Annotated in this window: 14 protein-coding genes; 8 read left to right on the forward strand and 6 right to left on the reverse strand. The window is 69.3% G+C overall.

The window, feature by feature from the left end; all coding sequences use genetic code 11:
* Positions 1-25: 25 nt before the first annotated feature.
* The 4 genes from GGQ61_RS10465 to GGQ61_RS22460 form a co-directional block, all read right to left on the reverse strand.
* Positions 26-502, reverse strand: coding sequence for a hypothetical protein (locus GGQ61_RS10465; protein ID WP_183772204.1), 477 nt, complete (start codon positions 500-502; stop codon positions 26-28).
* Positions 502-849: a dihydroneopterin aldolase gene (folB, locus tag GGQ61_RS10470; protein WP_183772488.1), complete on the reverse strand. Its 348-nt coding sequence runs from the start codon at positions 847-849 to the stop codon at positions 502-504. Before folB ends, GGQ61_RS10465 begins: the two co-directional genes overlap by 1 nt.
* A gap of 94 nt (positions 850-943) precedes the next feature.
* Entirely contained in the window at positions 944-1,678 is a 735-nt protein-coding gene (locus tag GGQ61_RS10475; RefSeq protein ID WP_183772206.1) for an SDR family oxidoreductase, read from the reverse strand.
* A gap of 9 nt (positions 1,679-1,687) precedes the next feature.
* Entirely contained in the window at positions 1,688-1,822 is a 135-nt protein-coding gene (locus GGQ61_RS22460) for a hypothetical protein (RefSeq protein ID WP_281372652.1), read from the reverse strand.
* 83 nt (positions 1,823-1,905) lie between these two features.
* Here GGQ61_RS22460 and GGQ61_RS10480 point away from each other — a divergent pair, with 83 nt between their 5' ends.
* The 5 genes from GGQ61_RS10480 (at position 1,906) to GGQ61_RS10500 (ending at position 7,416) form a co-directional block, all read left to right on the forward strand.
* Positions 1,906-2,214: a hypothetical protein gene (locus tag GGQ61_RS10480; protein WP_183772208.1), complete on the forward strand. Its 309-nt coding sequence runs from the start codon at positions 1,906-1,908 to the stop codon at positions 2,212-2,214.
* A gap of 70 nt (positions 2,215-2,284) precedes the next feature.
* Positions 2,285-3,235: an SMP-30/gluconolactonase/LRE family protein gene (locus GGQ61_RS10485; protein ID WP_183772210.1), complete on the forward strand. Its 951-nt coding sequence runs from the start codon at positions 2,285-2,287 to the stop codon at positions 3,233-3,235.
* A 122-nt stretch (positions 3,236-3,357) separates the two neighbouring features.
* Entirely contained in the window at positions 3,358-4,797 is a 1,440-nt protein-coding gene (locus GGQ61_RS10490) for an aldehyde dehydrogenase family protein (RefSeq protein WP_183772212.1), read from the forward strand.
* A gap of 105 nt (positions 4,798-4,902) precedes the next feature.
* Entirely contained in the window at positions 4,903-6,462 is a 1,560-nt protein-coding gene (locus GGQ61_RS10495; protein WP_183772214.1) for a long-chain-fatty-acid--CoA ligase, read from the forward strand.
* A 21-nt stretch (positions 6,463-6,483) separates the two neighbouring features.
* A complete protein-coding gene (locus GGQ61_RS10500) occupies positions 6,484-7,416 on the forward strand; it encodes an alpha/beta hydrolase (RefSeq protein WP_183772216.1) in 933 nt (310 codons plus the stop codon).
* Between the two features lie 101 nt (positions 7,417-7,517).
* Here GGQ61_RS10500 and GGQ61_RS10505 read toward each other — a convergent pair whose 3' ends face one another.
* Positions 7,518-8,786: an adenosylmethionine--8-amino-7-oxononanoate transaminase gene (locus GGQ61_RS10505; protein ID WP_183772218.1), complete on the reverse strand. Its 1,269-nt coding sequence runs from the start codon at positions 8,784-8,786 to the stop codon at positions 7,518-7,520.
* Between the two features lie 49 nt (positions 8,787-8,835).
* Here GGQ61_RS10505 and bioF point away from each other — a divergent pair, with 49 nt between their 5' ends.
* Together bioF and bioD are read left to right on the forward strand one after the other, a co-directional pair.
* A complete protein-coding gene (bioF, locus tag GGQ61_RS10510) occupies positions 8,836-9,984 on the forward strand; it encodes an 8-amino-7-oxononanoate synthase (protein WP_183772490.1) in 1,149 nt (382 codons plus the stop codon).
* On the forward strand, positions 9,984-10,643 hold the full coding sequence (gene bioD / locus GGQ61_RS10515) for a dethiobiotin synthase (RefSeq protein WP_183772220.1): 660 nt from the start codon (positions 9,984-9,986) through the stop codon (positions 10,641-10,643). The genes bioF and bioD overlap by 1 nt, the downstream gene beginning before the upstream one ends.
* Here the strand turns inward: bioD and nhaA are convergent.
* On the reverse strand, positions 10,640-11,827 hold the full coding sequence (gene nhaA / locus GGQ61_RS10520; protein ID WP_183772222.1) for a Na+/H+ antiporter NhaA: 1,188 nt from the start codon (positions 11,825-11,827) through the stop codon (positions 10,640-10,642). The two genes, bioD and nhaA, sit on opposite strands and share 4 nt — an antisense overlap.
* Positions 11,828-11,909: 82 nt before the next feature.
* On the opposite strand from nhaA, the gene GGQ61_RS10525 reads away from it, so the two are divergent.
* Positions 11,910-13,325: a protein adenylyltransferase SelO family protein gene (locus GGQ61_RS10525; protein WP_183772492.1), complete on the forward strand. Its 1,416-nt coding sequence runs from the start codon at positions 11,910-11,912 to the stop codon at positions 13,323-13,325.
* Positions 13,326-13,339: the final 14 nt, after the last annotated feature.

A 13,339-nucleotide genomic window follows, 5' to 3' on the forward strand; every position in this document is an offset into this window, starting at 1 on the left:
TTCATGTCGCTTGGATGCAGGACGATTACCGATTTCTCGGCCGCAGCCAGGGCAGGACCGCCGCACCGAGGATCACCACGAAGACCAGCCGCGCGGCCAGGGCGACGCCCAGCAGCCAGGCCCCGGCGACGCCAGCCGCCAGCAGCACGGCCAGCGCGCCGACCGCCATCAGGCCCATGACCCAGAGCACCGCCTCGGTGTTGGGCGAAGGACGGCGGATGGGGCGCTCGGGCGCAGCGATCGAAAGGGCCGCCAGGAACGCCTCGAAGCTCTCGCCCTGGTCCTGCGGGCGCAGGGCCTCGCCGTAGCTGAGGGCGGGGATGGTCAGGCGACGACGCTGGAACTGCAGCACAGCGCCGCGGCCGGCGCGGGTGACGCCGCGAAGTTCCGCAAGCGGAAACCGTCGCTCACGACCGGTGCGCCGCTCGACGATGACGGACTTCTCGATGGTCCAGACGGTCTCGCCCTGCAGCGGTGAGAGGCGCGCGGCGTAGCTGGCCATCAGCCCCTGACGACGGTGATCTCGACCCCGGCGGCGGCGGCGTGCGGCGCGAGGGCCTGCGGCTTCTCGACCCGAACGCGGGCTCGCATGACCCGCGGGTCGGCGAGGCAGGCGCGAGCCAGGCGCTCGGCGAAGTCCTCGACCAGCTGGATGTGGCCGGCCGCGGCGATGGCGCGGGCCGACTCCCCGATGGTCTCGTAGTTGACGGTGTCGGCCAGGCGGGTGGCGCCGGCGGTCGGCACGTCGAGCTCGACATCGACGATCAACGGCTGGGACATGCCCTTCTCGTGGGCGTAGACCCCGATCTCGGCGGCGACCTTCAGGCCGGTGACGAACACCTTGGTCATGACGACGCGGCCTTGCGGCTCGGGCGCCGGGACCTCAGGCGAACTCTGCTGCAGCGATGGAAGAACCAAGGGGGCTCCGTTCCAGGGAAGCGGCTCAGGCCAGGTGCTGGCCGGCGTCGACGGCGATCATCTGGCCCGTCACTGACCTTGCGTCAATGAGGTACCGCAGCGCATGGCCGATCTCGGCCGGATCGACCGGGTGGCGCAGCAGGGTCGTGGCGACTTCGTCGTCGAAATCGCTGCCTTCCTGGTGGATCGAGGGCAGGGTGGGGCCCGGCCCTATGCCGTTGACCCGGATGCGCGGGGCCAACTCCTGGGCAAGCATCAGGGTGGCGGCCCATAGCGCGCTCTTGGACAGCGAGTAGCTGAAGAAGTCGGGGCCCGGCGCGAACACCCGCTGGTCGAGGATGTTGACGATCTGACCGGTGCGGCCGGCGGGCAGGCGGCGGGCGAAGGCCTGGGCCAGCACGAGCGGCGCGCGGAGATTGGTCTCCAGGTGCGCGTCCCACGAGGCGCGGTTCATGCTCGCGAAGGCGTCATTCTCGAACACCGAGGCGCAGTTGACCAGCAGGGTGACGGGGCCGAGCTCGCTTTCGGCGGCGCCGACCAGCGGCGCTGTGTCGCCCTCGTCGCGCAGGTCGCAGGCATGGATGGAGGCCTTCCGGCCGCGCGCGCGAACATCTGCGGCGGCGGCCTCGGCGTCGTCGTCTATGGTTCGGACGTGGATGGCGACATCGAAGCCCGCGTCGGCGGCGGCCTGGGTCAGGACCCGGCCGATCCTGCGCGACCCTCCGGTGACGAGGGCTGCGCCTCGGGCGGTGTCAGCCAAGGCGTCGCCTTAGTCGAGCCGGCCGAACTCGAAGTAGTTCAGGCCGCCGATGACGACGAGGAAGGCGAGGATGGTCAGGATCGCGGTCATGGAAAGCTCCGGCGTTACCCGTCCGGCTTTAGAGGGGGCGCAGCCGGATCGCAAGGGGCGGGGAACCGGACAGCGCTTCGGGCTTTGCTTTAGCGGGGCGTCGCCCTGCGGCTTCGCCCGACGGCAGGAGCACACTTATGATCAAAGACCAGGAGTCCTTCGAGGCGGCCCTTCAACGGGTGGCGGACCTTCTGGAGCACCCTCCCGCGGACGGCAGCCAGGAGGACCAGGAATTCTTGCAGCTGCTGCACGACATCGAACTCTTCCACCCGACCGCGCTCAGCGCCCCCCCCGACACCAACTTCGCCAAGCTCGGCCGCGACGCCCAGGCGCTGATGGCGCGGGCGAACGACTTCCAGGCCAAGCGCGAGGCGCGCGAGAAGCAGGAAAAGTGGATGACGTTCCCGGAGGACGGCGAGGGCATCGGCCCCACCACCGGGGTCTAGACTCCGCTTGAAAACCGGCGTTCCGGCAGGCCAAGCTCGCGGTCGACAATAGGCCTGCCGAGGATACGCCATGCCGCTCTCGCCCATCGCGCCGGGCGACCTGACGAAGGTCGCCGTGGGAATCGACCGACCCGAGGATGTAGTGGTCGGGCCGGACGGCCGGGTCTTCGCCTCCGACCATCAGTGCGCGGTCGCCGAGATTTTTCCTGACGGCTCGTTCAAGCGGATGGGGCCCAAGGGCGGCGCGCCCAATGGGATCAACATGGATCGGCGGGGCCGGGTGCTGATCGCGAACTTCGGTATCTATGACCGCGAGGACGGGCCGCTGCAGCGCTTCGATCCGGCGAGCGGCGAGCATGAAACCCTGCTGACGGAAGTCGGAGGCCGGCGCCTGACAAGCGCCAACTATCCGGTGATGGACCGGGCCGGGAACATCTGGTGCGCCAACTCCACTCACGCTGAGACCTGGCCCCAGGCGCTGGACGGGCGCACCGACGGCTTCATCTTCGTGCTGAGGCCGGACGGGTCGAGCGAGGTGGTGGCCGAAGGCCTCAAGTTCCCGAACGGCATGGCCCTTTCGGCGGACGAGCGCTACCTGTTCTGCGCCCAGACCAGCGGCGCTGACGTCATGCGCTTCCCGATCCACGACGGCGGGACGTTGGGCGCCGGCGGCCGCTACGGCCCGGTGCTGGGCAAGCTGCAGGCCCCTGACGCCCCGGGGATCGATCACAACGAGCTAGGTTACACCGACGGGATCGGCCTCGACGCCGAGGGCAACCTCTGGGTCTGCCTGCCGGCCGCCAACAAGGTGGTGGCGATCACGCCGGAGCTGGGGGTGACGACGGTGATTCACGACCCGTCGGGCGAGGTGGTGAACCACCCGACCAACGTCACCTGGGGCGGCCCCGATCTGAAGGACCTTTACATCGGCTCGATCCGGGCCGGTTATGTTCTGAAGGGCCGTAGCCCGGTTGCGGGACAGCCGCATGTGCACCAATTGGAGGGGCGGGCTTCGGCTTGAATCCTTCAGGGCTAGAAGGTTGCCTCTTCCACAGTGATCATTGATCACTAAAATGCTTGTTTGAAGCCGTCGGGGGATCTCGTCGGCGCTCCAAATCCAACGAACGCCTCCGGGAGGACGTCATGCGCGAGTACCTGCAGTTCTACATCGACGGTCAGTGGGTTGATCCGGTCGAACCCAAGACGCTCGACGTCATCAACCCGGCGACCGAGAAGGTTGCAGGCAAGATTTCGCTGGGCTCGGCGGCTGACGTGGACAAGGCCGTGAAGGCCGCCCGAAAAGCGTTTGCGACCTGGTCGCAGACCACCCGCGAAGAGCGCATGGACGTGCTGAACCGCATTCTGGCCGAGTACCAGAAGCGCTTCGGCGACCTGGCGACCGCCGTCACCGAGGAAATGGGCGCTCCGGCCAGCCTGGCGCAACGCGCGCAGGTTCCGATCGGCATGGGCCACCTGGGCACCGCCGTGGCCGTGCTGAAGGATTACAAGTTCACCGAAGACCGGGGCCCGACGATGATCGTCAAGGAGCCGATCGGCGTCTGCGGCTTCATCACCCCCTGGAACTGGCCGCTGAACCAGATCGTCTGCAAGGTGGCCCCGGCCATTGCGACCGGCTGCACGATGGTGCTGAAGCCGTCGGAAGTGGCGCCGTTCACGGGTCACATCTTTGCTGAGATCATGCATGCCGCCGGCGTGCCGGCCGGCGTGTTCAACCTTGTGCAGGGCGACGGCGTGGGCGTCGGCGTGCCGCTGTCGAGCCACCCGGACGTGGACCTGATCTCGTTCACCGGTTCGACCCGCGCCGGCATCGAGGTGGCCAAGAACGCCGCCCCGACCGTCAAGCGCGTGGCCCAGGAACTGGGCGGCAAGAGCCCGAACATCGTCCTCGACGACGAGGCGTTCGCCAAGGGCGTGGGCCGCGGCGTGGCCACGGTGATGACCAACTCGGGTCAGTCGTGCAACGCCCCGACCCGCATGCTGGTCCCGCAGAAGCGCATGGACGAAGCGATCGCGGTCGCCAAGGAAGCGGCCGCGCAGGTCACCGTCGGCGACCCGAACGGCAACAGCCAGCTGGGCCCGGTGGTCTCGGAAGTTCAGTTCAACAAGATCCAGAAGCTGATTCAGTCGGGCATCGACGAGGGCGCGACCCTGGTCGCCGGCGGCGTCGGCCGCCCGGAAGGCCTGGATGTCGGCTATTACGTCAAGCCGACCGTGTTCGCGAACGTCACCCCGAACATGACCATCGCCAAGGAAGAGATCTTCGGCCCGGTGCTGTCGATCCTCGGCTACGAGACCCTCGATCAAGCGGTCGAGATCGGCAACGACACCGAGTACGGCCTGGCCGCTTACGTTCAGGCAGCCGATCTCGCCAAGGCGCGTGAAGTGGCTTCCAAGCTGCGCGCCGGCCAGGTGTCGATCAACGGCGGCGGCGGCGACCTGATGGCGCCGTTCGGCGGCTACAAGATGAGCGGCAACGGGCGCGAGTGGGGCGATTTCGCCTTCAACGAGTTCCTCGAAGTGAAGGCCGTCCTGGGCTACGCCCCGAAGGAAGCCGCCGAGTAAGGCTTTCAAAGCGCGAAGGCTTTTGCGGGCCGGCAGGACGAGGGTCTTGCCGGCCCGCTTGCTGAAGGATCATCCTCTCCGAAAAGAAGAGAGGAGGGAGGAGCGATGTCCCAGGACATCCGATGCGTCGCCGACATCGCGCGCCATCACGCGCGCGTTCGCCCCGCCGAGACGGCGATCTGGTTCGAGGGTGCGGTCACGACCTATGGCGAACTGGACCGGCTGGCCTCGCAATGCGCGCAGGCGCTGATCGCCGCCGGCGTGACGCCCGGCGAGCGGGTCGGTGTGCTGACCAAGGGCAGCGACGCGTTCTTCCTGCTCTGGCTGGGCTGCCTGAAGGCCGGCGCCTGCCTGACGCCTGTCAACTGGCGCCTGGCGCCGCCCGAAATCGCCTTCGTGCTCAAGGACGCCGGCTGCCGGTTGGTGGTCACGGGCGCCGACTTCGCGCCGGTGATCGAGAAGATCGCCGCCGATCTGCCGGTTCTGGAGACGGTGGTGCAGATCGAGCCGGGGCATGCGCAGTGGCCGGGGTTCGCCGACTGGATCGGCAGGTATCCGGCGCAGGATCCACAGCTTCCTGCCGCTGACGACGACGACGTCATCCAGCTCTACACCTCGGGCACGACCGGCCTGCCCAAGGGCGTGCAGCTGACCGAGCGGAACTACGCCACGGTGTTCGAGTCCGCCCTTCAGCAGTGGGCGCAATTCGCGCCGGGCATGGCGGTGCTGGTGGCGATGCCGCTGTTCCATGTGGCCGGGGCCAACCTCGGCATCCTGGCGTTGCTGCAGGGGGCCAAGGCCATCGTGCTGCGCGAGCCCGATCCCGGCGTGATCCTCAAGGTCATCGAGCAGCACCGTATCGAGCACGCCTTCCTGGTGCCGGCGCTGATCAACATGATCCTCCAGCGGCCGGAGGTCGGGCAGACCGACCTCTCGAGCGTGCGCAATATCTACTACGGCGCCTCGCCGATCTCGGAAGAGGTGCTGAAGCGGGCGCAGGCGACGTTCCCGGCTCAGTTCACTCAGCTTTACGGCCTGACCGAGACCATCGGCGGCGGCACCAACCTGCCGCCCGAGGCGCACGATCCGGCGCGGGGGAAACTGCGCTCGTGCGGCATCCCATCGGCCGGCTTCGAGGTGCGGGTGCGCGTCGATGACCGCGACGCCGCGCCGTTCGAGGTCGGCGAAATCGAGATCCGATCGCCGGGCGTGATGAAGGGCTACTGGAACCGGGCCGAGGCGACCGCCCAGGCGATCTGCCCGGAAGGGTGGTTCCGTAGCGGCGACGCCGGCTATTTCGACGATGACGGCTATCTCTTCATCCACGACCGGGTGAAGGACATGATCGTTTCGGGCGGCGAGAACATCTATCCGGCCGAGGTCGAGAACGCGCTGTTCTCGCACCCAGCCGTGGCCGACGCGGCGGTGGTGGGCGTGCCGGACGACAGGTGGGGCGAGGCGGTGAAGGCGTTCGTCGTGCTGCGGCCGGGCGCCGAGGCGGACGCCGCCGCCGTCATGGATCACTGCCGGGCGCTGATCGCCGGCTACAAGGTCCCCAAGAGCGTGGATTTCATTGCGGTCCTGCCGCGCAACCCGTCCGGCAAGGTGCTGCGGCGGGAGCTGCGCGCGCCCTACTGGGAAGGCCGCGGCCGCAACGTCGGCTGAGTTTCAAGGAGAGGAAGACTGATGCTGGACCCGCACTTCAAGGCGATGATCGACGCGGCCGCCGAACAGGCGGCGAACGCTCCGCCGCTGGACGCCGTGCCGCCCGCCATGATCCGCATGGGCTACCAGATGCAGCGCAAGGCGACGGATCAGAACCCGCCGCAGGACGTGGTCGCCAAGGACCTGCAGGTCGACGGCGGGGCCGGCCTTGTTCCGGCGCGGCTCTACACCCCCGGCGGCGCCAAGACCCCGAGCGGCGGCCTGGTCTACTTCCACGGCGGCGGCTTCACGATCGGCGACCTGGAGACCCATGACGGCCACTGCCGGCGGCTGGCCTCGCTGGCCGGCGTGCGGGTGCTGGCGATCGACTACCGGCTGGCGCCCGAGCATCCGTTCCCGGCCGGGCACGACGACGCCCTGGCGGCGACCAAGTGGGCCTTCGACCATGCGGCCGAGATCGGCTTCGATCCCCAGCGCATCGCGGTCGGCGGCGACTCGGCCGGCGGCAACCTGGCGGCGTCGGTCTCGATCGACCTGAAGGACGATCCGGCCCGCAAGATCGCCTTCCAGCTGCTGCTCTATCCGGGCATCTGGCCGGAGGTGGAGACCGCGTCGCGCAAGGAACTGGACGGCCCGATCCTGACCAAGGCGGCGTTGGCCTGGTTCGACAAGTCGCTGGCCGCGATCGGCCATGCGCAGTCGGGCCGCGCGTTCCTCGGCAAGGCCAAGCTCTCCGCCGGCCTGCCGCCCGCCCTGGTGGTCACCGCCGGCTTCGACCCGCTGAAGGACGAGGGCCGCGACTACGCCGCGGCGCTGAACGCCGCCGGCGCCAAGGCCGCGCACGTCGAGTACCCGGGCCTGATCCACGACTTCTACCTGATGCCCGACGTCTCGCCGGCGGTGGTCGAGGCGGCCAAGGAAACCGCCGCGGCGCTGAAGGCGGCGATCGGGTAGCCCAGTTCCTCCCCTCTTGGTGGAGGCGGCTCGATGCGCAGCATCGAGACAGAGGGGGACAGTCAGCCTTTCGGCTGACAACTCCCCCAGAGGGGGAGCAACTAGAGACCCAGCAGCACCGTCCGGATCGCGCCAGTCAGTTGGGCGAGTTCGTCGTCGGTGGTGACGTAGGGCGGGGTCAGGTAGACGACCTTGCCCATCGGGCGGATCCAGCAGCCCTGCTCGGCGAAGGCCATGCAGAGCGGGCCGGTCTCGACCGGGTGGTCGAACTCGACGACGCCGATGGCGCCGTAGGTGCGCACGTCGACGACGCCGGGGGCGGCGCGGCAAGGCTCCAGCCCCTCAGAGAGGGCGGCGTTGATGCGGGCGACGTCTGCCTTCCACTGGCCGGTCTCGAAGATGTCGAGGCTGGCGTTGGCCGCCGCGCAGGCCAGCGGGTTGGCCATGTAGGTCGGGCCGTGCATGAGGGCTGCGCCCGCGTCGTCGGACCAGAAGGCCTCGAAGACCTTGCTGCGGGCGATGGCGGCCGAGAGCGGCAGTGTGCCGCCGGTCAGGGCCTTGGACAGAGTGATGATGTCGGGCGTGACGCCCGAGCCGGAGCAGGCGAAGAGGTCGCCGGTGCGGCCGAAGCCGACGAAGATCTCGTCGAAGATCAGCAGCAGGTCGTGCTTGTCGGCCAGACGGCGCAAGGTGCGCAGCACGTCGTCGGAGTGGAACAGCATGCCGCCGGCGCCCTGGATGCGCGGCTCCACGATGATGGCGGCGATCTCACCGGACTGCTCAGCCAGCAGCGCGTCGAGGGCGGCTTCCGACGCTGGATCGAGCGGCAGGTCGGTGACCACCTGGGCCGGCATGACACCGGCGAACAGGCTGTGCATGCCCTCTTCGGGGTCGCAGATGGTCATCGTGGCCAGGGTGTCGCCGTGATAGCCGCCCTTGAAGCTGAGGAAGCGGGTGCGGCCGGCGACCCCGCGGTTGATCCAGTACTGCAGCGCCATCTTCATGGCGATCTCGACCGAGACCGAGCCGCTCTCGGCGAAGAAGACGTGGTTGAGGTCGCCGGGCAGCAGGTCGGCGAGGCGCCTGGCCAGGCGATAGGCCGGCTCGTGCGCCAGGCCGCCGAACATCACGTGCGGCGCGCGCTCCAGCTGGGCGGTCACCGCCGCGCGAATGTGCGGGTGATTGTAGCCGTGGCAGGCGGTCCACCAGGACGCGATGCCGTCGACCAACTCGCGGCCGTCCTCGAGGATGATCCGCGCGCCTTGCGTGCGAGCTACCGCTAGGGGCGCCGGCGCTGTCTTCATCTGACAGTAGGGGCGCCAGACGTTGTCGGCGCCTTGGGAAAGCCAGTCCGGTGTGGGGAAAGTCATGAGCCGTGGCTTTAACCGAAGCTCCGCCTCGTGCATACCGCGCGCCGTGATGGACAGTCTGACCGCTTTCGCCCAGTCCAAGCTCGACGCGCTCGAGGCGCGCAGCTTGAAGCGCACACTGGTCCCGACCCGCCGAATGGACGGGCTGTGGGTCGAGCGGAACGGGCGGCGGCTGCTGTCCTTTTCCTGCAACGACTATCTCAATCTCTCGCATCATCCGGCCGTGAAGGCCGCGGCGCTGGCGGCCGTGGAGACCCACGGGGTCGGCTCGGGCGCCTCGCGGCTGGTGACCGGCGACAACCCGATCTTCGGGGAACTGGAGGCGCGGCTGGCGGCGCTGAAGGGCGCAGAGGCGGCCTGCGTGTTCGGCTCGGGCTACCTGGCGAATTCCGGGATCATTCCGACCTTCGTCGGCGAGGGCGACCTGATCCTGATCGACGAACTGGCGCACGCCTGCATCTGGTCTGGATCGCAGCTTTCGAAGGCGCGGATCGTGCCGTTCGCCCACAACGACGTCGCCGACCTCGCCGCCAAGCTGGCCGCCTATCGCGGCGAGGCCGGGCGGGCGCTGATCGCCACCGACGGCGTGTTCTCGATGGACGGCGACGTGGCGCCGCTCGACCAGATCAGCGCCGTGGCTCAGGCTCACGACGCCTGGCTGCTGGTCGACGACGCGCACGGGCTGGGCGTGGTGGGCGAGGGCCGCGGGACGGCGGCGACGTTCCCCACCGCCAAGGTCGACCTGGCGATGGGCACCTTCTCCAAGGCGCTGGGCGGCTATGGCGCCTATGTCTGCGCGAGCGCGCCGGTGATCGACTTCATCAAGACCCGTACGCGCACGGTGGTCTACACGACGGGCCTGCCGCCGGCGAACGCCGCCGCGGCGCTGGCCGCGTTGGACGTGATCGCCGCCGAGCCCGAGCGGGTCGCCGCGGTGCTGAGCAAGGCGCGGCGTTTCACGCGGGCGCTGAACCTGCCGCAGGCGGCCAGCGCGGTCGTGCCGATCGTGCTGGGCGAGGCCGGCCGCACCCTGGCGGCGGCCCAGGCGCTGGAGGCGCAGGGCTTCCTGGTGGTGGCGATCCGGCCGCCGACCGTGCCGGCCGGCACCGCGCGGTTGCGGGTGGCGTTCACGGCCGGTCATCCTGACGAAGAGATCGACCGGCTGGCGGCGGCGATCGCACCGCTGATGGGGGCCTGATGCGCCAGCTGTTCGTCACCGGCGCGCACACCGACGTCGGCAAGACCTACGTCGCCTGCGCCATGCTTCGCGCGGCCCGGGCCAAGGGCCTGAGCGTCGCGGCGCTCAAGCCGGCGGTGAGCGGCATCGATCCCGCGGACTGGACCGACAGCGATCCAGGCCGGCTGCTCGCGGCGATGGATCGCCTGCTGACGCTGGCCGAACTGGACGCCATCGCGCCGCTGCGCTTCGCCGCGCCGCTGTCGCCGCCGATGGCCGCACGGCTGGAGGGCGTCGACCTGCGGATCTCGGCGCTGACCGAGTTCTGCCGCGCCGGGCTAGCGGCCAGCGCCGCCGACCTGATGCTGGTCGAGGGCGCCGGCGGGGTGATGTCGCCAATGGCCGAAGACGGCACGGGACTGGACCTGATGCTGGCGCTGGGACTTCCGAGCGTGGTGGTCGGAGGGTCCTATCTGGGTTCGATCAGCCATACCCTGACGGCGATCGAGACCCTGCGCTCGCGGGGCTTGCCGATCGCGGCGGTGGTGATCAGCCAGAGCGGCGAACCGGACGCGCCGGACTTCGCCCAGACGGTCGCGAGCGTCGCGGCCTTCGCCGGCGAGGTGAGGATCGTGGCGGCTGCGCGCGGTGACGAGGCCTGGGCGAGCGCGCTGGTCTAGCCCTCGGCTTCGGCCCGCTGGCGTTGGGCGTAGGCGAGCACGGCCATGCCGACCAGGGCCGAGAGGATCGAGCCGGCGATGACGCCCATCCGTACCTCGGTCTGGGCCAGGGTGTCGTTGGGATCGAAGGCGAGGCCGCCGATGAACAGGCTCATGGTGAATCCGACGCCGCAGAGCAGCGAGACGCCATAGAGCTCCAGCCACTTGGCCCCAGTGGGGCGGCGGGCGAGCTTGAGCCCGATCACCGCGGCCGAGAACCCGAATACGCCAATCTGCTTGCCGACGAACAGCCCCATGGCGATGCCGAGCGGCACTGGATTGGCCAGGGTGGCGAGCGACAGCCCCTGGAACGAGAAGCCGGCCGCGGCGAAGGCGAACAGCGGCAGGATCAGGTAGGCGACATAGGGGTGCAGGCTCTCCATGAAGTGCTTGAGCGGCCCCTCGTGCCCCGGCTTGCGCGGGTCGATCGGCACGGTCATGGCCGCGGCGACGCCGGCCAGCGAGGTGTTGACGCCGCTCTTCAGGCAGAAAGCCCAGGCGAGCGCGAAGCAGGCCGCATAGAACAGGTAAGGAGCGCTCTTCCACTTCGACATCAGCGCCATCAGGGCGATCGACGCGGCCGCCCCGCCGAGGGCGTACATGTTGACGTCGGAGGTGAAGAGGATGGCGATCAGCGCCACGGCGCCGAGGTCGTCGGCGATGGCGAGAGTCAGCAGGAAGATCCGCAGGGAGGACGGCAGCCGCGGCCCTGCGACGGCCAGAGCTGCGAGCGCGAAGGCGATGTCGGTGGCGGTGGGGGCCGGCCAGCCCTGGGGCGCGCCGCCCTGGCCGAGGTTGAGCAGCAGATAGACCCCCGCCGGGGCGATCATGCCGCCTAGCGCGGCGAGGACCGGCAGGGCGAGGCGCCGCGGATTGGACAGCTCGCCGCGCAGGATCTCGTGTTTGATCTCCAGCCCGACGACGAAGAAGAAGATCGCCATCAAGCCGTCCTTGATCCACCGATAGGCCGGCTTGGCCTCGTAGAAGGCCCCGATCTGGATCGTGATCTCGTGCTTGATGAACGCGAAGTAGTGATCGGCCCAGGGCGAGTTCGCCAGAGCGACCGCCAGCAGCGCCGCGGTGGCGAGGATCACCCCCGAGGCGGTTTCGGTCTTCAGGAAGTCCAGGGTCAGTCGTCGCGCCATGGCACCGGTTACCATGCGGGCGTTAGGTGAAATACTTCAATCGGTCGTTGCTGGCGCCGATGTGATCGCGCATCTGATGTGCATGCCCGTCTCGCCCGCCTATCGCCCCGACCCGCATGTCCAGGACCTCGGCCCGGTGTTCTTCGATCCGGTGTCGGCGGCCGATTTCCCGATGACTTTCCTGCGCTTCCGCAATGACCGGGCGGCGGCGAGCGTGGGCCTGGACACCCTGACCGACGACGAGTGGACCGCGCACTTCGGCCGCTTCGAGCCCCTGCCGGGCCAGCCGCCGCAGCCGCTGGCCATGCGCTACCACGGCCACCAGTTCCGCGCTTACAACCCCGACCTCGGCGACGGCCGCGGCTTCACCTTCGCCCAGCTGCGCGAGGCCGGAACCGGTCGCCTGCTGGAGCTGGGAACAAAGGGCTCGGGCCAGACGCCGTGGTCGCGGGCCGGAGACGGGCGGCTGACGCTGAAGGGCGGGGTGCGCGAGGTGCTGGCCACGGCGATGCTGGAGGCGCTGGGCGTGCCGACCTCGCGCTCGTTTTCGCTGGTTGAGACCGGCGAGCAGCTGGTGCGAGGCGACGAGCCAAGCCCGACCCGCTCATCCGTGCTGGTGCGGCTGTCGCACAGCCATATCCGGTTCGGGACCTTTCAGCGCCAGGCCTACCTGCAGGACGCGCCGGCCATCACGCGGCTCGTCGACCACGTGGTCGAGCTCTACTATCCCGAGCTGGTCGGCGCGGCCGACAAGGGCGCGGGACTTCTGGAGGCGGTGGCGGCCCGCGCGGCGCGGTTGACGGCGCGGTGGATGGCGGCGGGGTTCGTGCACGGGGTGCTGAACACCGACAACATGAACATCACTGGCGAGAGCTTCGACTACGGCCCCTACCGGTTCCTGCCGCACAACGACCCGAACTTCACGGCCGCTTATTTCGACACCGCCGGGCTCTACAGCTTCGGCCGCCAGCCGGAGGCCGTGTTCTGGAACCTGCAGCAGCTGGCCGGCTGCCTGGCGCAGGTCGCCGACCAGGATGCGCTGATCGCGGCGCTGAACGGCTTCGGCCCCGCCTATCGCCAGGAACTGGCCGGCGCCCTGCTGAACCGGCTGGGGCTGCAGCGCGACGAGGAGGCCAAGGAAGTCGCATTCGCCAACGCGACGTTCCGCGCCATCGCCGAGGGCGGCGAGCGCCTGCGCTGGGAGCCGTTCTTCTTCGACTGGTTCTGCGGCGACGAGGGGCGGGCGCTGGCGGGGCTGCGCGGGGACATCTATGCGGGCGAGGCGTTCGCCGACTTCCGTGAGCAGATCAAAGGGTTCCAGCCGGAGCGGCCGGAACGGCTGGCCGATTCCTACTTCGCTGCACCTGAGCCGCAGGAGTTGCTGATCGACGAGATCGAGGCGATCTGGTCCGAGATCGCCGATCGCGACGACTGGAGCGCGTTCCACGCCAAGCTGGCGGCGATAGAGGCGGCGCGGACCGCCTGGGCGCTGAGCTAGGCGCTAGGAACCTT

Source organism: Phenylobacterium haematophilum, assembly GCF_014196295.1.
Lineage (GTDB): Bacteria > Pseudomonadota > Alphaproteobacteria > Caulobacterales > Caulobacteraceae > Phenylobacterium > Phenylobacterium haematophilum.

Coding starts and splice junctions, on each gene's coding strand:
- bioD (WP_183772220.1), top strand. CDS start 9,984: ATGCGCCAGCTGTTCGTCACCGGCGCGCACACCGACGTCGGCAAGACC.
- folB (WP_183772488.1), bottom strand. CDS start 849: ATGACCAAGGTGTTCGTCACCGGCCTGAAGGTCGCCGCCGAGATCGGG.
- GGQ61_RS10505 (WP_183772218.1), bottom strand. CDS start 8,786: ATGACTTTCCCCACACCGGACTGGCTTTCCCAAGGCGCCGACAACGTC.
- GGQ61_RS10485 (WP_183772210.1), top strand. CDS start 2,285: ATGCCGCTCTCGCCCATCGCGCCGGGCGACCTGACGAAGGTCGCCGTG.
- GGQ61_RS10465 (WP_183772204.1), bottom strand. CDS start 502: ATGGCCAGCTACGCCGCGCGCCTCTCACCGCTGCAGGGCGAGACCGTC.
- GGQ61_RS10525 (WP_183772492.1), top strand. CDS start 11,910: ATGCCCGTCTCGCCCGCCTATCGCCCCGACCCGCATGTCCAGGACCTC.
- GGQ61_RS10500 (WP_183772216.1), top strand. CDS start 6,484: ATGCTGGACCCGCACTTCAAGGCGATGATCGACGCGGCCGCCGAACAG.
- GGQ61_RS10490 (WP_183772212.1), top strand. CDS start 3,358: ATGCGCGAGTACCTGCAGTTCTACATCGACGGTCAGTGGGTTGATCCG.
- nhaA (WP_183772222.1), bottom strand. CDS start 11,827: ATGGCGCGACGACTGACCCTGGACTTCCTGAAGACCGAAACCGCCTCG.
- bioF (WP_183772490.1), top strand. CDS start 8,836: ATGGACAGTCTGACCGCTTTCGCCCAGTCCAAGCTCGACGCGCTCGAG.
- GGQ61_RS10480 (WP_183772208.1), top strand. CDS start 1,906: ATGATCAAAGACCAGGAGTCCTTCGAGGCGGCCCTTCAACGGGTGGCG.
- GGQ61_RS10495 (WP_183772214.1), top strand. CDS start 4,903: ATGTCCCAGGACATCCGATGCGTCGCCGACATCGCGCGCCATCACGCG.